This window comes from Bradyrhizobium sp. Unk1, from assembly GCF_059512345.1.
In genome coordinates this window covers 1-16,885 of sequence record NZ_JCAMOP010000037.1, presented here as the reverse complement: position 1 = coordinate 16,885, position 16,885 = coordinate 1, and the positions used below count along the sequence as shown (strand labels likewise).

At 64.4% G+C, this 16,885-nt stretch carries 17 protein-coding genes; 10 read left to right on the top strand and 7 right to left on the bottom strand.

Going from position 1 to position 16,885, the window contains the following annotated elements; translation table 11 throughout:
• Window positions 1–118: 118 nt before the first annotated feature.
• Window positions 119–1,555 (top strand): glutamine synthetase family protein, encoded by a 1,437-nt coding sequence (locus tag AC5ZFO_RS35400; RefSeq protein WP_282525037.1) that lies wholly within the window; start codon window positions 119–121, stop codon window positions 1,553–1,555.
• A gap of 610 nt (window positions 1,556–2,165) precedes the next feature.
• Here the strand turns inward: AC5ZFO_RS35400 and AC5ZFO_RS35395 are convergent.
• From AC5ZFO_RS35395 to AC5ZFO_RS35365, 7 genes are all read right to left on the bottom strand, one after another.
• Entirely contained in the window at window positions 2,166–2,894 is a 729-nt protein-coding gene (locus AC5ZFO_RS35395; protein WP_282525036.1) for an ABC transporter ATP-binding protein, read from the bottom strand.
• The gene (locus AC5ZFO_RS35390) at window positions 2,887–3,654 is read right to left on the bottom strand and encodes an ABC transporter ATP-binding protein (protein WP_282525035.1); all 768 of its coding nucleotides are present in this window, start codon (window positions 3,652–3,654) and stop codon (window positions 2,887–2,889) included. Before AC5ZFO_RS35390 ends, AC5ZFO_RS35395 begins: the two co-directional genes overlap by 8 nt.
• On the bottom strand, window positions 3,647–4,591 hold the full coding sequence (locus AC5ZFO_RS35385) for a branched-chain amino acid ABC transporter permease (RefSeq protein WP_282525034.1): 945 nt from the start codon (window positions 4,589–4,591) through the stop codon (window positions 3,647–3,649). Before AC5ZFO_RS35385 ends, AC5ZFO_RS35390 begins: the two co-directional genes overlap by 8 nt.
• Window positions 4,588–5,505: a branched-chain amino acid ABC transporter permease gene (locus tag AC5ZFO_RS35380; RefSeq protein ID WP_028148057.1), complete on the bottom strand. Its 918-nt coding sequence runs from the start codon at window positions 5,503–5,505 to the stop codon at window positions 4,588–4,590. The genes AC5ZFO_RS35385 and AC5ZFO_RS35380 overlap by 4 nt, the downstream gene beginning before the upstream one ends.
• Before the next feature lie 309 nt (window positions 5,506–5,814).
• Window positions 5,815–6,033 carry a hypothetical protein gene (locus AC5ZFO_RS35375; protein WP_282525033.1) on the bottom strand — a complete coding sequence of 73 codons (219 nt, stop codon included), beginning with the start codon at window positions 6,031–6,033 and terminating at the stop codon, window positions 5,815–5,817.
• Window position 6,034: 1 nt separating this feature from the next.
• Window positions 6,035–6,694: an acyl-homoserine-lactone synthase gene (locus AC5ZFO_RS35370; RefSeq protein ID WP_282525032.1), complete on the bottom strand. Its 660-nt coding sequence runs from the start codon at window positions 6,692–6,694 to the stop codon at window positions 6,035–6,037.
• 83 nt (window positions 6,695–6,777) lie between these two features.
• The gene (locus AC5ZFO_RS35365) at window positions 6,778–7,515 is read right to left on the bottom strand and encodes a helix-turn-helix transcriptional regulator (RefSeq protein WP_282525031.1); all 738 of its coding nucleotides are present in this window, start codon (window positions 7,513–7,515) and stop codon (window positions 6,778–6,780) included.
• 165 nt (window positions 7,516–7,680) lie between these two features.
• On the opposite strand from AC5ZFO_RS35365, the gene AC5ZFO_RS35360 reads away from it, so the two are divergent.
• The 9 genes from AC5ZFO_RS35360 (at window position 7,681) to AC5ZFO_RS35320 (ending at window position 16,696) form a co-directional block, all read left to right on the top strand.
• Complete coding sequence (locus AC5ZFO_RS35360; RefSeq protein ID WP_014491261.1) at window positions 7,681–7,857, top strand: hypothetical protein; 177 nt, start codon at window positions 7,681–7,683, stop codon at window positions 7,855–7,857.
• A gap of 252 nt (window positions 7,858–8,109) precedes the next feature.
• Window positions 8,110–9,048, top strand: a complete 939-nt coding sequence (locus tag AC5ZFO_RS35355) for a LysR family transcriptional regulator (RefSeq protein ID WP_282525030.1) — start codon at window positions 8,110–8,112, stop codon at window positions 9,046–9,048.
• Window positions 9,049–9,192: 144 nt separating this feature from the next.
• Complete coding sequence (locus AC5ZFO_RS35350) at window positions 9,193–10,071, top strand: shikimate dehydrogenase (protein WP_282525029.1); 879 nt, start codon at window positions 9,193–9,195, stop codon at window positions 10,069–10,071.
• Between the two features lie 58 nt (window positions 10,072–10,129).
• Window positions 10,130–11,260: an ABC transporter substrate-binding protein gene (locus AC5ZFO_RS35345; protein WP_282525028.1), complete on the top strand. Its 1,131-nt coding sequence runs from the start codon at window positions 10,130–10,132 to the stop codon at window positions 11,258–11,260.
• Window positions 11,261–11,470: 210 nt separating this feature from the next.
• The gene (locus AC5ZFO_RS35340; RefSeq protein WP_014491257.1) at window positions 11,471–12,346 is read left to right on the top strand and encodes a branched-chain amino acid ABC transporter permease; all 876 of its coding nucleotides are present in this window, start codon (window positions 11,471–11,473) and stop codon (window positions 12,344–12,346) included.
• A complete protein-coding gene (locus AC5ZFO_RS35335; RefSeq protein ID WP_282525027.1) occupies window positions 12,343–13,341 on the top strand; it encodes a branched-chain amino acid ABC transporter permease in 999 nt (332 codons plus the stop codon). The genes AC5ZFO_RS35340 and AC5ZFO_RS35335 overlap by 4 nt, the downstream gene beginning before the upstream one ends.
• On the top strand, window positions 13,338–14,081 hold the full coding sequence (locus tag AC5ZFO_RS35330) for an ABC transporter ATP-binding protein (RefSeq protein ID WP_282525026.1): 744 nt from the start codon (window positions 13,338–13,340) through the stop codon (window positions 14,079–14,081). Before AC5ZFO_RS35335 ends, AC5ZFO_RS35330 begins: the two co-directional genes overlap by 4 nt.
• A gap of 9 nt (window positions 14,082–14,090) precedes the next feature.
• The gene (locus AC5ZFO_RS35325; protein ID WP_028148065.1) at window positions 14,091–14,828 is read left to right on the top strand and encodes an ABC transporter ATP-binding protein; all 738 of its coding nucleotides are present in this window, start codon (window positions 14,091–14,093) and stop codon (window positions 14,826–14,828) included.
• On the top strand, window positions 14,825–16,696 hold the full coding sequence (locus AC5ZFO_RS35320) for a bifunctional sugar phosphate isomerase/epimerase/4-hydroxyphenylpyruvate dioxygenase family protein (protein WP_496123240.1): 1,872 nt from the start codon (window positions 14,825–14,827) through the stop codon (window positions 16,694–16,696). The genes AC5ZFO_RS35325 and AC5ZFO_RS35320 overlap by 4 nt, the downstream gene beginning before the upstream one ends.
• Window positions 16,697–16,885 lie beyond the last annotated feature (189 nt).

The window sequence follows — 16,885 nt, the reverse complement described above, 5'->3', positions numbered from 1 at the left end:
GAAGCAATCCAGACTGCCTCTCCGGAAAGATTCTGGATTGCTTCGCTGCGCTCGCAATGACGGAGAATGTGGCAGGCGTCTTGCACCCGTCCAACATCGTGACTGAGGAGCAACCGAAGTGACTTTCGTCGCGCGTCATGCGCTGTGGTCGGATGAGCAGAAGGACGCCGCAGCGCGCCTGCGCCGCATCGTCGAGGAAAAGAACCTCGAGGTCATCCGCCTCGCCTTCCCGGACCAGCACGGCATTTTGCGCGGCAAGACCATCATCGCCGCCGAAGCGATCGCCTCGCTGGAGAGCGGCTGCTCCATCACCACGACTATGCTCGCCAAGGATACCTCGCACCGCACGGTGTTTCCGGTGTTCACTTCAGGCGGCGGGTTCGGGATGAAGGAGATGGAGGGCGCGGCCGACGTGTTGATGGTCGCCGACCCAACCACGTTCCGCGTGCTACCATGGGCGCCCGCGACGGGCTGGGTGCTCTGCGATCTCCATTTTGGCGACGGCCGTCCCGTGCCGTTCGCGACCCGCGGCCTCTACCGCAAGGTGCTCGATGATCTCAGCGGCCGGGGCCACGATTTCGTCGCCGGCCTCGAGGTTGAATTCCACATTTTCAAGCTCGACGACGCGCATATGCGGCCCGAGGATGCCGGCCAGCCCGGCACGCCGCCCTCGGTGAGCCTGCTCAGCCACGGCTATCAATACCTCACCGAGCAGCGCTTCGATCAGATGGAGCCGGTGCTGGAGATCCTGCGCCGCGATATCGTCGCGCTCGGACTGCCCTTGCGCTCGGTCGAGGTCGAGTTCGGGCCGAGCCAGTGCGAATTCACCTTCGCGCCGAAGAAGGGGCTGGAGCCCGCCGACAACATGGTGCTGTTCCGCTCTGCCGTGAAGCAGATCGCGCGCCGCCACGGCTATCACGCCACCTTCATGTGCCGGCCGAAACTGCCGAATGTGTTCGCGAGCGGCTGGCACTTGCACCAGTCGATCGTCTCGCGCGCGAGCGGCGAGAATCAGTTCATGACGAAAGAGGGCAGCGAGCCGCTCAGCGCGTTCGGCAAGGCGTATCTCGCCGGCCTGCTCGACCACGCCCGCGCCTCGACCGTGTTCACCACCCCGACCATCAACGGCTACAAGCGCTACCGCTCCTATTCGCTGGCGCCGGACCGCGCGATCTGGGGCCGCGACAATCGCGGCGTGATGATCCGCGTACTCGGCGGCGCCAATGATGCCGCAACGCGCCTGGAGAACCGCATCGGCGAGCCCGCCGCCAATCCCTATCTCTATATGGCCTCCCAGATTCTGTCGGGCCTCGACGGCGTCGACCGCAAGCTCGACCCCGGTCCGTCCGCCGACACGCCCTACGAGACCAAGGCGCCGCCGTTGCCGAAGTCGCTGCGCGATGCGGTCGCCGCGCTGAAGGACGATCCGTTCTTCCGCGAGAAGTTCGGGCCTGAGTTCGTCGACTACTACACCCACATCAAGAATGCCGAGATCGACCGCTTCCTGTCAGAGGTGACCGATTGGGAGCACCGCGAATATTTCGAGGTGTTTTGATGGAGATACGTCTCACGCCCGCGTGAGGCGACTTCGTCCGGTCTGTTCCGACGACATCGCGGCGCTCGCCGACGAAGCCATTTTCCTCCCTCCGCGAAAACCGCCGGAAAGACACGGGGTTTAGACTTCACCCAGATGATCAACAGCGGAGTTCGGTCATGTGGGGTCAATTGTTCAGTCTGATCTATCGCTTGTCCTGCCGGACCACCCTGATCGAAATCGGCACGCATCATTTGTCGCGTTAGTCGCTGACGAGTGCGATTTGGGTAAGACATATTGACCCGATAACGGGGTCCGTATGCGCACCGGTCGCGACCTCTCCGGGCGCCACAACCCGCACTCAGTCCACTGCAAGCACGAGCGAAACGGCGAAGCCAAAGCGCCGCCAGCCGTCTACCGAAGCCCGCGTGATCCGGGAACTGCACCGGCATGGGATTTATTGGTAAAGCGCAGCGCTCATCCCGATCACCTCAGGGAGAAGTCTGGCGACGATGGGTCGCCCGGTACCAATACCGATCGCACCCGATAGATTCCGCGGTATGGGTCCTGGCTTTCGCCAGGACGACACCGAGTAAGCGGCCAGCGTCCTGCCTCTCACCTCAACGCGTCGCTAAATTCCCAGATATTTGTGCTGGAGGTCCGGCTCCGCCATCAGCGCGACGGACGTGCCGCTCCACACCGTCTTGCCGCGCTCGATGATGTAGTGGCGGTCGCAGATGCGGGCGAGGTGGTCGACGTTCTTGTCGACGACCAGGATCGACTGGCCCCGGCTCTTGAGCAGCGACAGGCAGTTCCAGATCTCTTCGCGGATCAGCGGGGCGAGGCCTTCGGTCGCTTCATCCAGGATCAGCAGCTTTGGGTTGGTCATCAGCGCACGGCCGATCGCGAGCATCTGCTGCTCGCCGCCGGAGAGCTGGTTGCCCATGTTGGAGGCACGCTCGGCGAGGCGCGGAAACATCACGTAGATCGCAGCGAGCGTCCACGGATTACTGCTGCCGAACCGATCGGCGGCGGCCGCGACCAGATTTTCGCGCACGGTGAGGTTCGGGAAGATCTGGCGTCCCTCGGGGACGAGGCCGACGCCAAGCTTGGCGATGCGGTAGGACGGCAGCTGCCGTACTTCTGCGCCGGCGAAGCGGATCGTACCGGCGCGCGCCGGCGTCAGGCCCATGATGGAGCGGATGGTGGTGGTCTTGCCCATGCCGTTGCGGCCCATCAGCGAGACCATCTCGCCCGGCTTGATCGATAGCGACAGGCCGAACAGCACCTGGGAGAGGCCGTAGCAGGTCTCGATGCCGTCGACGTCGAGCAGCGTATCAGCCATCACCTTTTCAGCCATGGTGCGTCACCACGTGCTGGTCGCCGAGATAGGCGCGCCTGACGTCGTCGTTGGCGCGGATCGCGGCCGGATCGCCCGAGGCGATGACGCGGCCATAGACCAGCACCGAGATGCGGTCGGCGAGCGCGAACACCGCCGGCATGTCGTGCTCGACCAGCACGATCGAGACCTCCTTGCGCAGCTCCTGGAGCAGTTTCACCATGCGCTGGGACTCGGTGACGCCGAGGCCCGCCATCGGCTCGTCGAGCAGCAGCAATTTCGGCTTGCTCGCGAGCGCGACCGCAAGCTCGAGTTCGCGCCGCTCGCCATGGCTGAGCCTGGACACCACGACTTCGGCGCGGTGCAACAGGCCGACGCGGTCGAGGGCGGCGTGCGCGGCATCGCGCAAACCCTTTTCCTTGCGGGCGTTGGCGAAGAAGCGGAACGAGTGGCCTGCATGCGCCTGCGCCGCCAGCGCGACATTGTCGGCGGCGGTGAAGTCGAGCAGCAGCGAGGTGATCTGGAACGAACGGGCGAGCCCCAGCGCACAGCGGCGATAGGCCGGCAGATAGGTGATGTCGCGCCCCGCCAGCGAGACGCTGCCGGAATGCGGTTCGAGGTGTCCGGTGAGCTGGCTGATCAGCGTGGTCTTGCCGGCACCGTTCGGGCCGATGATGGCGTGCAGCTCGCCGGCCGCGACATCAAGGGAGACGTTGTCCGTCGCAACGATGCCGCCGAAGCGGCGCACCAGTTTTTCGACGCGGAGCAGCGGTTCAGCCACGATTGAGCCTCCCGAGCAGGCCCATGATGCCGCCGCGGCCGAACAGCACGATCAGCAGCAATAGCGGACCCATGATCAGCGCCCAGTATTCGGTGATCTGCGACAAAAATTCTTCCAGCAGCAAAAACACCACCGCGCCCATCACCGGGCCGAACAGCGTGCCCATGCCCCCAAGGATCACCATCACCATGAGGTCGCCGGAGCGGGTCCAGTACATCACGGCCGGGCTGACGAAATCGGTGTTGTTGGCAAGCAGCGCGCCGGCAAGGCCGCACATCGTGCCTGAGATGACGAAGCAGACGAGCTGATAGCGTTTTGCCGGAAAGCCGATCGCCTGCATCCGCTGCTCGTTGGAGCGCAGGCCCTGCAAGACGAGGCCGAAGCGCGAATTGGCGATGCGCCAGATCAGGACGATCACGGCGAACAGGCAGGCGAGGCAGAGATAATAGAACTGCGTGCGGTTCGACAGGTTGATCAGGCCGGAGAAGTCGCTGCGCTTGTAGACGGTGAGACCGTCGTCGCCGCCGTAACGTGCGAGGCCCGAGGCGACGTAATAGGCCATCTGCGCGAAGGCCAGCGTGATCATGATGAAGTAGACGCCACGCGTGCGCAGCGAGAGCGCGCCGATCACCAGCGCGTAAGTCGCGGAAGCTGCGAGCGCGACCGGGAACTGGATGAAGCCGGAGCCGACGCCTTCCTGCGCGAGCATGCCGACCGCGTAGCCGCCGATGCCGAGATAGGCGGCGTGGCCGAAGCTCATCATGCCGCCAAACCCCATGATGAGGTTGAGGCTCGCGGCCGCCAGCGCCAGGATGACGATGCGGGTGAACAGCGTCAGGATGAAGATGTTGCCGGACAGTTGCGAATACAGCGGCAGCAGCACGAGGCCCGCCAGCATCAGGGCCGTGACGGCCTTGCTCACAGTGAAAGCCTTCATCGACGGTTGGCCGGAAACAGCCCCTCCGGCCGCACCACCAGCACGATCGCCATCAGCAGATAGATCAGCATGGACGACAGCGCGGGCGCGGCGGTGGAGGCCGCGGCGCCGCTCAGCACCTGCCGCAACAGGTTGGGCAGGAAGGCGCGGCCGAGCGTGTCGATCATGCCGACGAAGATCGCGGCCAGGAACGCGCCGCGGATCGAACCGATGCCGCCGATCACGATGATGACGAAGGCGAGGATCAGGATGTTCTCGCCCATGCCGATTTGCACGGTGAGGATCGGCGCCTGCATCAGGCCGGCGAGGCCGGCGAGCGCGGCGCCCAGGCCGAACACCAGCGTGTAGAGCAGCTTGATGTTGATGCCGAGCGCGCCGATCATCTCGCGGTTCGAGGCTCCGGCGCGGATCAGCATGCCGATGCGGGTGCGCATCACGCCGAGATAGAGCAGCAGCGCGACCAGCAGCGCCACCACGATGATGGCGAGACGGTAAGCGGGATAGTGGATGCCTGGCAGGATCGGCACCGGCACCGTGAGCCAGGCCGGCAGCGGCAGCGCAAGCCCGGCCGGGCCCCAGATCAGCCGCACGGCTTCATTGAAGAACAGGATCAGGCCGAAGGTCGCGAGCACGTGGTCGAGATGGTCGCGCCCGTAGAGATGCCGCAGCGCCGTCATCTCCAGCACGATGCCGAGCACCAAGGTCGCGCCGAGCGCCATCAGCGCACCGAGCAGGAAGCTGCCGGTCCAGGCCGCAAAGGTCGCGGCGAAATAGGCGCCCATCATGTAGAGTGAGCCGTGCGCGAGGTTGACGAGATCCATGATCCCGAACACCAGCGTCAGGCCGGCGGCGAGCAGGAACAGGAGCAGGCCGAACTGCAATCCGTTCAAGAATTGTTCGACGACGAGCAGCATCAAAACTCTTTCAGGCGCACGCGGTGTCGCGCCAAAGTTCGAACACGGTCGCCATCAGTGAAAGAGCTCCCCCTGCCTCTTCAAGGCGGAAAAATGGGTAATGGCAGTATCGTTCCGAGGCAAGAGCGATTCAACACCAGACATGCACTTTGTTGCATGCCGGTGCATGCGATCGAAATTGGCCTTGCGAATTGGCCTTGCAAGAAGGCTGCCGTGCAGGATGGGTCAACCTGCCGCACCCAAACGATCGCCCTCCCCCAGGCATGCCTGGAAGAGGGCGCGAAGGTCGACGGAAGCAGGAGAAGGCGTCTAGTGCGACGTCATCTGCCGGGGAAGATCATCCGGCTCGGCCAGCACGTTGTTGGCCGTCGAGGCTTCCAGCGCCGCCATCCGGAACAGATAGGCGAGCGTTGCCAATCCGGTGTCTTCCGCCATCTGCGCCAGCTCGAGCGCCATGTCGGACATGTAGCCGAGATTCTCGTCCTTGGTCTGCGCCATGATCTGGCTGTCCCGCATCATGTTCGACATCTCAGGCGCTCTTTCGTTGCGCGGCAGCAAGGCCGCAGAGGTTGGCACGGGCGACGGCGTCCAGACGCGGGCCGTCCTGTTGTACGATCGAATCCACGCCGATGCGATCATGCAGGGCATCGAGGGTCTCGCGGCGAATGTCGATGGTCGCCGCCATGGTCCAGGCGTTCTCCACCAGCGCGGGCAGACCAAGCGGCGTCACGACGAAGCCGGCCTCATGGAAGCGCGGCAGCCACCAGGTCTCCATGATCGCGCTGACCTGCGCGATTCCCTGATCGAGGCAGAACTCCTGCACCGCCGCCATCAGTTGCAGGTTGAGAGCGCCGTCGCGGCGATCGCGCACGACGAAGTAGCGCGACCATTCCCAGACCAGCGGATTCGCAGGGCAACCGCGAACCGATGCCAGATGCGGGAAGACCTCGCTCATCATCGAGGGTTTGGTGGTGGGGTAGAGCCGGTGACCGCCGACGACGCGCCGGCCTTCCAGCGCGAGCAGATAGACGGTGTCCTCGTCGTCGTAGGAATCAACCTCGCGGCAATCAGGCCGGCGCAGCGTCTCCCAGTGCCGCTCTTCGACGAAGATGTCGTGGCGCAGCCGGAAGTGCTGCTCGAGTACGTCTTCGTAAAGGTGGCGATTGACCGAAGAAATTGCGTGAATCATGAAAACCCCCATTCAGCCTGAATGAGGGACAGCCTCCGCGAAAAGAGGCAGGTTCGATATTGGGAAATTTCCCAGTACGTCGCTTAGGGATTGATGATCTTGTTGCGAATCGCCAGTGCAACCGCATGCGTACGGTTGACGGCACCGAGCTTGCGCGCGGCGGTTGCAAGATGCTCTTCGGCGGTACGCTGCGTGATGTGCAGGATCTCGCCGATTTCCCAGGCCGACTTGCCCTGCGAGGCCCAGGCGATCACCTCGCGCTCGCGCGGCGTAAGACGCGTCGAGAGATGCGGCGCCGGATCGAGCAGGCGGCGAATATGGTCGAAGCCATACATTGCCATCAGGTGCAACGCCGGCTTGCTGCGGGAATTGAGGTCGAGATGGACGCCGCCGAGCGACACCGCCGCCTCGTAGCCGGTGAGCCCGTGGATCGGCACGATGAAGCCGCGCGACATGCGAAAATCGGTGGCACGGTTCATCACCTCGGCCGCGTTCGGCTCGAGCTCGGCATTATAAGGCGCTTCCGCCCATTCGAACGGATTGACTGATTGCCGGCACAGCCGCACCACGGGGTCGACGCGGTCGTAATTGTTCTGCGTGTAGAGATTGAACCATCCCGCCGGCCAGCGCTTGGCGAGCACCATCTGCGCGAACCGCTGATCGGGATTCGGCAATCCCGTCACGATGATGGTCTCGAAGCCGAAGCGACCGAACGCCGCCTCAAGCGCACCCATGGCGTCCGGTACCTTCCGATAGGTTCCGAGGCCTTCGATGAAGTCGAGCGCTTCCCGGCCATAATCTACGGCGTCTACGGCGGACATCGGTGCGTTTCCTGAGCCTCGCCGTCGGTATAGCACGTATTTGGGAGCTGCCTCAATTCGCTGCTTCCGTAGTTTACCGGCCCTCGTCTGCACCGCAGATTTAATCTACTTGTGGAGGAAGTGACGTCAAGTTACACCTATGGCGTCTGAAGCGGGAAAATCACGATGGAAGACGAGGACATCGCCCTCAACAGCGTGCTCGGCCTGGAACTCAACCGCGTGTTTTTCGCCGTCCGCGAAACGGCAAACAAGCAGAAGATCATCGAGTACGCGCGCGAGGTGCTGCAGCGCGAACGCGCGGAGCGGCCCGGCAGCGCGTCGCCCGAGAGCCCGGCGAGCTAGAACGCAGTTACAGGTGTGGCGTACGTTCTGGGCGAGCGACGCCCCCCGTTCGAACGTGCCGATTTTGGCCGAAACTTTCTGACCGCGAAGTTAATCAGCAATTGTTGCCGGTGAGCGCGCTGCGCTCTCACTCTCCCTTGGAGGCGGAAAGCACCGCCCGCTCCGTCCACATCAACGCACACTTGCCGCTGGATGACATCACGGCTCTCGTGAGATGATCGCCACCACGATCCTCTTTGGGATGCCCACGAGATGATGACGCTGCGCCAGGTTGAAGTGATCCGTGCCGTGATGGTGACGGGTACCATCGGCGGCGCGGCGAAGCTGCTCAACGTGTCGGCGCCGGGGATCAGCCGGCTGGTCAAATACACCGAGCGCACGCTCGGCATCCGCTTCTTCCAGCGCCAGAACGGGCGCTATTTCCCGACGCCGGAAGCCGAGAACATCTTCGAGCAGATCAATGGCGTCTACAAGAAGGTCGACGACCTCTCCGAGCTCATCTCCAAGATCGGCCGCGGCGGCTTGTCGGAATTGCGCATCGGCTCGGTTCCGAGCATCTCCCAGGTGATGGTGCCGCGCGCGATCGAGCGCGTCCGGCGCCGCTATCCCGATCTCGGCATCGACATCAACATCCTCAAGCTCGAGGAGGCCATCGACTATCTCATGCTGGGCCGCGGCGAGTGCGTGGCGATGAGCTATCGGCTCGAGCATTCCGGGCTCGACTTCATGCCGCTCGCCTCGGGTGAGCTCTATTGCATCGTGCCGCCGGGTCACGAGCTTGCCGGCCGCAAGCAGGTCTCGGCCGCCGAGATCACCCGCTATCCGCTGATCGGCATCGATCCCAACGATCCCTACGGCCGGATCATGGCCGGGATCTTTGCGCGCCACCGGCTCGACTACAACATCACGATCCGCGCGCGCTTCGGCACCACGGTATGTGCGCTGGTGAAGGCGGGGCTCGGCATCGCCATCATCGACCAGTTCACGGTGGCCCACGGCGGCTATCCGGGAATCGAGCTGTTGAAGATCACCGAGCCGACGCGGTTCGAGACCTATATCGCGGTGAAGCGCGGCGCGCCGTTGTCGCTCCATGTCGAGTATTTCATCGAGTCCCTGCGCGCCGAGATGCGCACGGTCGAGCCGTCCCGCAGCGAAGGCAAGGCCGCCCCGGCACGCGGGCGGAAGAAATAACATTATGTTAGGTTTGCCCGATAAATGGGTAATTGTGTTAGGCAGGGGAAAGGCTATCGTCGCAACTGGAAGCCCCCTTGGAATTGTGCGGATTTCCCCGCTAATGGCCAGGACCCAACGCTCCCAACGAGACGATAGGCAATCATGTCCAAGCGCGGATACGCCGCCAGCAAGAAGCTTCTCACCGGCCTGATCGGGGCGCCGATCGCGCATTCCGCCTCCCCTGCCATGCACGAGCGGGCCGCCGAGGCGCTCGGCCTGCGCGGTCACTACCAGCTCATCGAGGTCGCCGGCGCCGATGCGGCCGGGCTCCGCATGATGCTCGAGGGCGTGCGGCGGCTCGGCTTCGCCGGCGTCAACGTGACTTACCCTTACAAGGAAGCAGTGGTCCCGCTGCTCGACGAGCTGGCGCCGGGCGCGGCCGCCATGGGCGCGGTCAACACCGTCGTCGCCAACAACGGCCGGCTGATCGGCCACAACACCGACACGACCGGGTTTGCGCGCGCGGTCGCGCCGCTGCTGGCACCGTCCGGAAATGCAGTCGCCGTGATCGGAACCGGCGGCGTCGGGAAGGCGATCGCCTTCGCGCTGGCGAGCCTGAAGGTCTCCGACCTCCGCATCTTCGACAGCGAGACGGCGCGCGCCGAAAAGCTCGCTTCATTGCTTGCCAGCCACGGCGGCGCCACGGTGGCGAAAAGCGTCGAGGACGCGCTCGATGGCGCAACCGGCCTCGTCAACGGCACGCCGGTCGGCATGCTGCCGAACCGGGGCATGCCGGTCCCGGCGGCCTTGCTGCACGAGAAAATGTGGGTCGCGGACGCCGTCTATTCGCCGCTGATCACGCCGCTGCTGGCAGCGGCACAAGCCAAGGGCGCGCGGATCATGACCGGGCGGGAGCTCGCGATCTACCAGGCCGCCGATGCCTTCGAACTGTTCACGGGCCTTGCCCCATCGACCGAGGTCATGGGAGAGGCATTCGACGAGGTGATGACGGCACGAAGCGCAGCCTACCACGCGGCGTAACCGAAGCGGCCGGACACAAGGCCGCGGAAGACATCAACGAAAAATGGGAGGAGTGACCATGAAATCGACCCTAGTGGCAGGCGCCTTGCTTGCCTTCGCGACTGCAACCAGCGTCCACGCGCAGGCGATCAAGCTCGCCGACGTCGCCGAACTCTCGGGCGGCGGCGCCACCGTCGGCACCAACTGGAAGAACGGCATCGACCTCGCGATCGAGGAGATCAACGCCAAGGGCGGCGTGCTCGGCCGCAAGCTGGAGGTCAGCCACGCCGATTCGCAGTCCAACCCCGGCGTTGCCCGCGCCCAGGTGCAGAAGGCGCTCGACGCCGAGCCCTATGTGCTGCTCGGGCCCGGCTATTCCGGTTCGGTCAAGGTGACGGCGCCGCTCGCGGCCGAAGCCGGCATCGCGCAGATCATGGGCGGCGAAGCCGCCGAGCTGACGCAAGCCGGCAACAAGTTCCTGTTCCGCACCTCGTTCGGCCAGCAATCGTCGATGCCGAAGGTCGCAAAGTACATCCACGACGACATGAAGGCGAAGACGGTCGCGGTGGTCTGGGTCAACAACGATTTCGGCCGCGGCGGTCGCGACGTCGTCGTCAAAGAGCTCGACCGGCTTGGCTCCAAGGTGGTCGCCGATCTCTCGACTGAAGCGGGACAAGCCGACTTCGCCGCCGACGTCGGCAAGATCAAGGCCGCCAATCCGGATGCGGTGTTCGTCTACCTGAATGAAGAAGAGAGCGCGCGTATCCTGAAAGAGCTGAAGCGCCAAGGCGTCACCGCGCCCCTGATGGGCGAGACCACGCTGATCGGCCAGAAGGTGATCGAGCTCGCCGGCGATGCCGCCAACGGTGCGCGCGGCCATGTCGGCCTCACCACGGACGCACCGGTCGACCTGATCAAGACGTTCCGCGACAAGTTCGCCAAGAAGTACAATTATGTGCCCGACCATAACGGCCTGAAGGGCTATCTCGCCGTCTACATGGTGAAAGCCACCACCGAGAAGATGGGCAAGGTCGACAGCAAGGCGTTCGCCGACACGCTGCACGGCCTGACCATCAAGGCCGCGGACGAGCCGGGCATCCTGATGGACGTCACCTTCAGCGAGACCGGCGACATCGACCGGCAGAGCTTTCTGGTCGAGGTGGTCGAAGGCAAGCAGGTGGTGAAGCAGGTGCTGCCGAAGGTGAAGTGAGGGACTGCCCCTCTCCCTCGCCCCGCTCTTCGGGGAGAGATCTTTCGTCGCCCTCTCCCCGCCCTTCGCGGGGAGAGGGCGGGGTGAGGGGCTGCTTCTGCAAGGACGGTGAGAGATGGGCTCGCGGACAGAGCCCCTCACCCCTCCCTCTCCCCGTAAGAACGGGGCGAGGGAGACGACAGAGCTGGGCGAGGGACACGAGAGGGGAAAATGTCCAATCTGTTCGATCTTCTGGTCGCAGGCCTTGCCACCGGTGCGATCTACGCGCTGGTCGCGGTCGGCTTCACGCTGCTGTGGCAGACCTCGCAGACCATCAACTTCGCGCAAGGCGAGTTCGTGATGCTGCCGGCGTTCCTGATGCTGGCGACGATGCATGCCGGCGCGCCGTTCTGGCTTGCGATCATCCTCGGCATCCTGCTCTCGATGATCCTGCTGGGCCTCGCCTTCAAGATGCTGCTGGTCGATCCGATGATGCGCCATGGCGTGCTGCCGCTGGCGATCGCGACGATGGCGCTCGCGATCGGCATCAAGGAGGCCGTGAAGCAGTTCTTCAGCGCGGAGGCCTCGCCCTTCCCCTCGATCGTGCCGACCGGTGACATCTCCATTCTCGGACATGCCGTATCGCTGCAAAGCATCGGCGTCCTCGTCCTCGCCATTCTTGCCGTCTTCGGCCTGACGAGCCTTCTCAACCGCACGTCGCTCGGTCACCAGATGCAGGCGGCGGCGCAGAACCCGACGGTGGCGCGCATCATCGGCGTGCCGGTCGAGCGCATGATCCTGCTGACGTTCCTGATCAACGCCTTCCTGGTCGCGCTGGCGTCGCTTTTGATCACGCCGATCTATCTCGCAAAATTCTCCTCCGGCGAGGTGCTGGGCCAAGCCGCCTTCATCGCCGCGATCGTCGGCGGCTTCAACCAGGTGCGCGGCGCCATCGCCGGCGGCCTCCTGATCGGCGTGCTCGACAATCTCGCCGCTGCCTATGTCTCGACGCAGTACCGCGCCGCCGTGCCGATGATCTTCCTGATCGCCGTCATCCTGTTTCGGCCGCAGGGCTTGCTCGGCCGCGCCGAGGAGCGCACCGTATGAGCGGCTTCGCCAAACCGTTGAAGATCGCGCTCGGCCTCATCGTCATTGCCGGCCTGATCATCGTCCCCATGAATTTCAACCGCTACGGCCTGTTCATCCTGAGCCAGTGGGCGGTGATGAGCATCGCCGCGATGGGGCTCAATTTGACGCTCGGCTATGCCGGCCAGGTCTCGCTGGCGCAGGGCGCCTTCGTCGGCATCGGCGCCTATGCGGCAGCGATCATGACCACCCAAGGCTGGCCGCTGCCGGCGGCGATCGTGGTCGCGATCGTCTTGAGCTTCGCGGTCGGCTGGGTGCTCGGCTATCCCGCGCTGCGCGTGCAGCACCATTACCTCGCCTTCGTCACCCTCGCCTTCTCCACCCTCGCCTTCCTGGTGTTCCGCAACGAAAGCTGGCTCACCGGCGGCATCTACGGCATCTCCAACATTCCGCGGCCGCACATCTTCGGCATCGCGACCAACAAGCCGCTGCCGTTCTACTATGTCTGCCTCGGCTCGCTTGCGATCGTGTCGCTCGCGGTGTGGTGGCTGATCCGCTCGCCCTGGGGCCGCGCCTTCATGGCATTGCGCGAAAATCCGCTGCGCGCGCAGTCGCTCGGCGTCGACACAAGGCGCTATACGCTGATGGCGTTCGCGATCGGCTCGGCGCTCGGTGGCATCGCCGGCGCGCTCTATGCGCCGCTGACGCAATATATCGATCCCGTGCCGTTCAACCTGTCACTCTCGCTCGACCTCTTGATGATGGTGATCGTCGGCGGTGCCGGCTTCTATTTCGGCCCCTTCCTCGGTGCGATGATCGCAGTGCTGTTGCCGGAATGGCTGCGCTTCACGGAAGGGTATTATCTGATGCTCTACGCCGTCGCGGTGATGCTGCTGTTGATCTGGTCGCCGACCGGCATTCTGGGAATTCTCGACCGCTATCTCGCCGAGCGCCGCACCAAGGCGGCCTCCGCGCTGCGCGCCGTCGCAAAGTCCCGACTGGAGACGGTGCAATGAGCGCGGTCCTGGAAGTCACCGGCATCAAGAAGAATTTCGGCGGCATCAGCGCCGTCGACGGCGTCTCATTCGACGTCCGCGAGGGCGAGATCCTCGGCCTGATCGGCCCGAACGGCTGCGGCAAGTCGACCCTGTTCAACTGCATCCTCGGCCAGCTCACACCATCAGGCGGCGAGGTCAAGCTCGACGGCAAGCTGGTCACGGGCCTGCGTCCCGCCGAGCTCAACAAGCTCGGGGTCAGCCGCACTTTCCAGCTCTTGCAGGTGTTCCCAAAGCTCTCGGTGCGCGAGAACCTGATCCTTGCGGGACAGGAGCACCAGGGCAGCATGGCCTCGCGCCTGGTCGGCCGCTCCGATGCCGGGCTGACTGAGGCCGCCAACCAGATGATCGGCTTCTTCAAGCTCGACCATCTCGCCGACGAGCCGGCCGGCGGGCTCTCCTATGGCCAGCAAAAACTGCTCGATGCCGCGATGGCCTTCATGGGCGGGCCACGCCTGGTCCTGCTCGACGAGCCCGCCGGCGGCGTCAACCCGTCGATGCTGTCAGACCTGAAGGATCGCCTGGTCGCAATCAACCGCGAGAAGAACGCCACCTTCGTGGTGATCGAGCACAACATGGAATTCGTGATGTCGCTGTGCTCGCGCGTGATGGTGATGGCGGAAGGCAAGGTGCTGGCGATGGGACGGCCGGACGAAGTGCGGAAAAATCCCGCCGTGATCGAAGCCTATCTCGGACATTAGGAAGCCATCATGAGCGACCCGATCCTCTCGGTTCACAATCTCGTCGGCGGCTACGGCAAGATGACGATCCTGAACGGCACCACCTTCGCCGTGCCGCAGGCCACCATCACCACCATCATCGGCCCCAACGGTGCCGGCAAGTCGACGGTGTTCAAGGCGATCTTCGGCCTGTTGAAGCTGCGCGAGGGCAAGATCAGCTTCGCCGGCCGTGACGTCACGAATTTGAGCCAGCGCGCGCTGCTCAATGCCGGCATCTGCTACGTGCCGCAGGGCCGCAACATTTTTCCGGAGCTCTCGGTACGCAGCAACATCGAGCTTGGCGGGGTCTCCGCCGGGAAAGGTATCGACCTGCCCGCACGGATCGAAGCCGCGCTCGACCTGTTTCCCGCGCTGCGCCGCAAGTCGGCGCAGCAGGCATCGACACTCTCCGGCGGCGAGCAGAAGCAACTCGAGATCGCGCGCTCGCTGCTGCTCGAGCCAAAGCTCGTGCTGATCGACGAGCCCTCGATCGGCCTGTCGCCGCTGATGGTGCAGCAGACTTTCGACATCCTGAAAGGCTTGCGCGACCGCGGCGTCACCATCCTGATGATCGAGCAGAACGCGCGCTCGGCGCTGGAGATTTCTGACATCGGCATCGTGCTCGAGCTCGGCCAGACCCGCATGGTCGACGGCGCGAAGCGCATTCTGAACGATCCGCGCATCGGCCAGCTCTTTCTCGGCGGCGCCATGGAGGACAACGCAGCATGAACAAGCGTTCGATCGCGACCGTCTCGCTCTCAGGCAGCCTGGACGAAAAGCTCCGCGCCATCGCATCAGCCGGGTTCGACTCGGTCGAGATCTTCGAGAACGACCTGCTGTCGTTCGGCTTGGGCCCGCGCGAGGTGGCGCAGCTGTGCAAGGACCTCAATCTCGAGATTTGCGCATTCCAGCCGTTCCGCGATTTCGAGGGCATGCCGGAGCCGCAGCGGACACGCAACTTTGCCCGCGCCGAGCGCAAGTTCGATCTGATGCAGGAGCTCGGCACCGACCTGCTGCTGATCTGCTCCAACGTCTCGCCCGCCTCGCTCGGCGGCATCGACCGCGCCGCGGACGATTTTCGCGAGCTCGGCGAGCGCGCGGCCAAGCGCGGCTTGCGCGTCGGCTACGAGGCGCTGGCCTGGGGCCGCCATGTCAACGACTACCGCGACGCCTGGGAGATCGTGCGCCGCGCCGATCATTCCGCGATCGGCGTCATCCTCGACAGCTTTCACGCACTCGCGCCCGGCTTTCCGGTTCGCGCCATGGCCTCGATCCCCGGCGACAAGATCTTTCTGGTGCAACTCGCCGACGCGCCGAAGCTCGAGCTCGACATCCTCTCATGGAGCCGGCACTTCCGCTCCTTCCCCGGCCAGGGCGACCTCCCGGTCGGTGAATTCATGCAGGCCATCGCGGCGACCGGCTATGCCGGGCCGCTGTCGCTCGAAATCTTCAATGACCAGTTCCGCGCCGGCTCGTCCGCGCAGACCGCGGTCGACGGCCTGCGTTCGCTGATCCTGCTGGAGGACAAGCTCGCACCGGATTGGCCAAAACTTGTCAGCGAGCCTCTGGCGCCGAAGGCCAAGAGCCACGGCACCGGCTTCATCGAGTTTGCCGTCAACGAGACCAAGGCGGTCGACCTCGCGCGCCTGCTCGCGCAGCTCGGCTTCCGCAAGACCGGCAAGCATCGCAGCAAGGCCGTGGAGCGCTGGTCGCAAGGCAAGGTCGAGCTCGTGATCAATTGCGAGACCGACGGCTTTGCGCATTCGCACTACGTCACGCACGGCCCCGGCGTCTGCGCGATTGCGCTCGACGTCGACAATGCCGGTCTCGCCATGCAGCGCGCCGAAGCGCTGAAGACGCGCACCTTCTACCAGCCGGTCGGGCCGGGCGAGCTGGAGATTCCCGCGATCCATGGCGTCGGCGGCAGCCTGCTCTATTTCCTCGATCAGGCCGGCAAGAACTGGGATACCGATTTCGAGCCGGTCGCAAGTGACGCGAACGCCGACGCCCTGCTCGCCGTCGATCACATCGCGCAGTCGATGCCCTATGACGAGATGCTGTCCTGGCTGCTGTTCTACACCGGCATCCTCGACCTCATGCGGCTGCCGCAGATGGAAATCGCCGATCCCCGCGGCCTCGTGCAGAGTCAGGCCGTCATCAACGCCGACCAGAGCCTGCGCTTCGTGCTCAACGGCTCATCCGCCAACCGCACCCTGCCGGCGCGCTTCATCTCGGAATTCTTCGGCTCGGGCGTGCAGCACGTCGCGTTCTCCTGCCGGGACATTTTTGCGACGGTCGCCGCGATGCGCAAGCGCGGCGCGGATTTCCTGGATATCCCTGATAATTACTACGACGACATCGAAGCCAAATACGACCTCGCGCCCGACCTGATGGCGCAGCTGCGCGCCAACCACATCCTCTACGACCGCGAGGGCGACGGCGAGTTCTTCCAGGTCTACACCCACATCTTCGACGAGCGTTTCTTCTTCGAGATCGTGGAGCGAAGGGACTATCAGGGATTTGGCGCAGCCAATGCCGGGATCAGGCTCGCGGCGCAGGCCCGCGAGGTAAGGCCTGCGAGCATGCCGCGGGTGTAGGCTTTCTTACCCTCTCCCCTTGTGGGAGAGGGTGGCTCGCCGCGCAGCGGCGAGACGGGTGAGGGGTCTCTCTCCGCGAGGACATCTCTCACAATTGAATACGCGGATACATACCCCTCATCCGGCGCTTCGCGCCACCTTCTCCCACAAGGGGCCTGTTGCGTTATCGGCTCTTGAGGCTGAAGACGT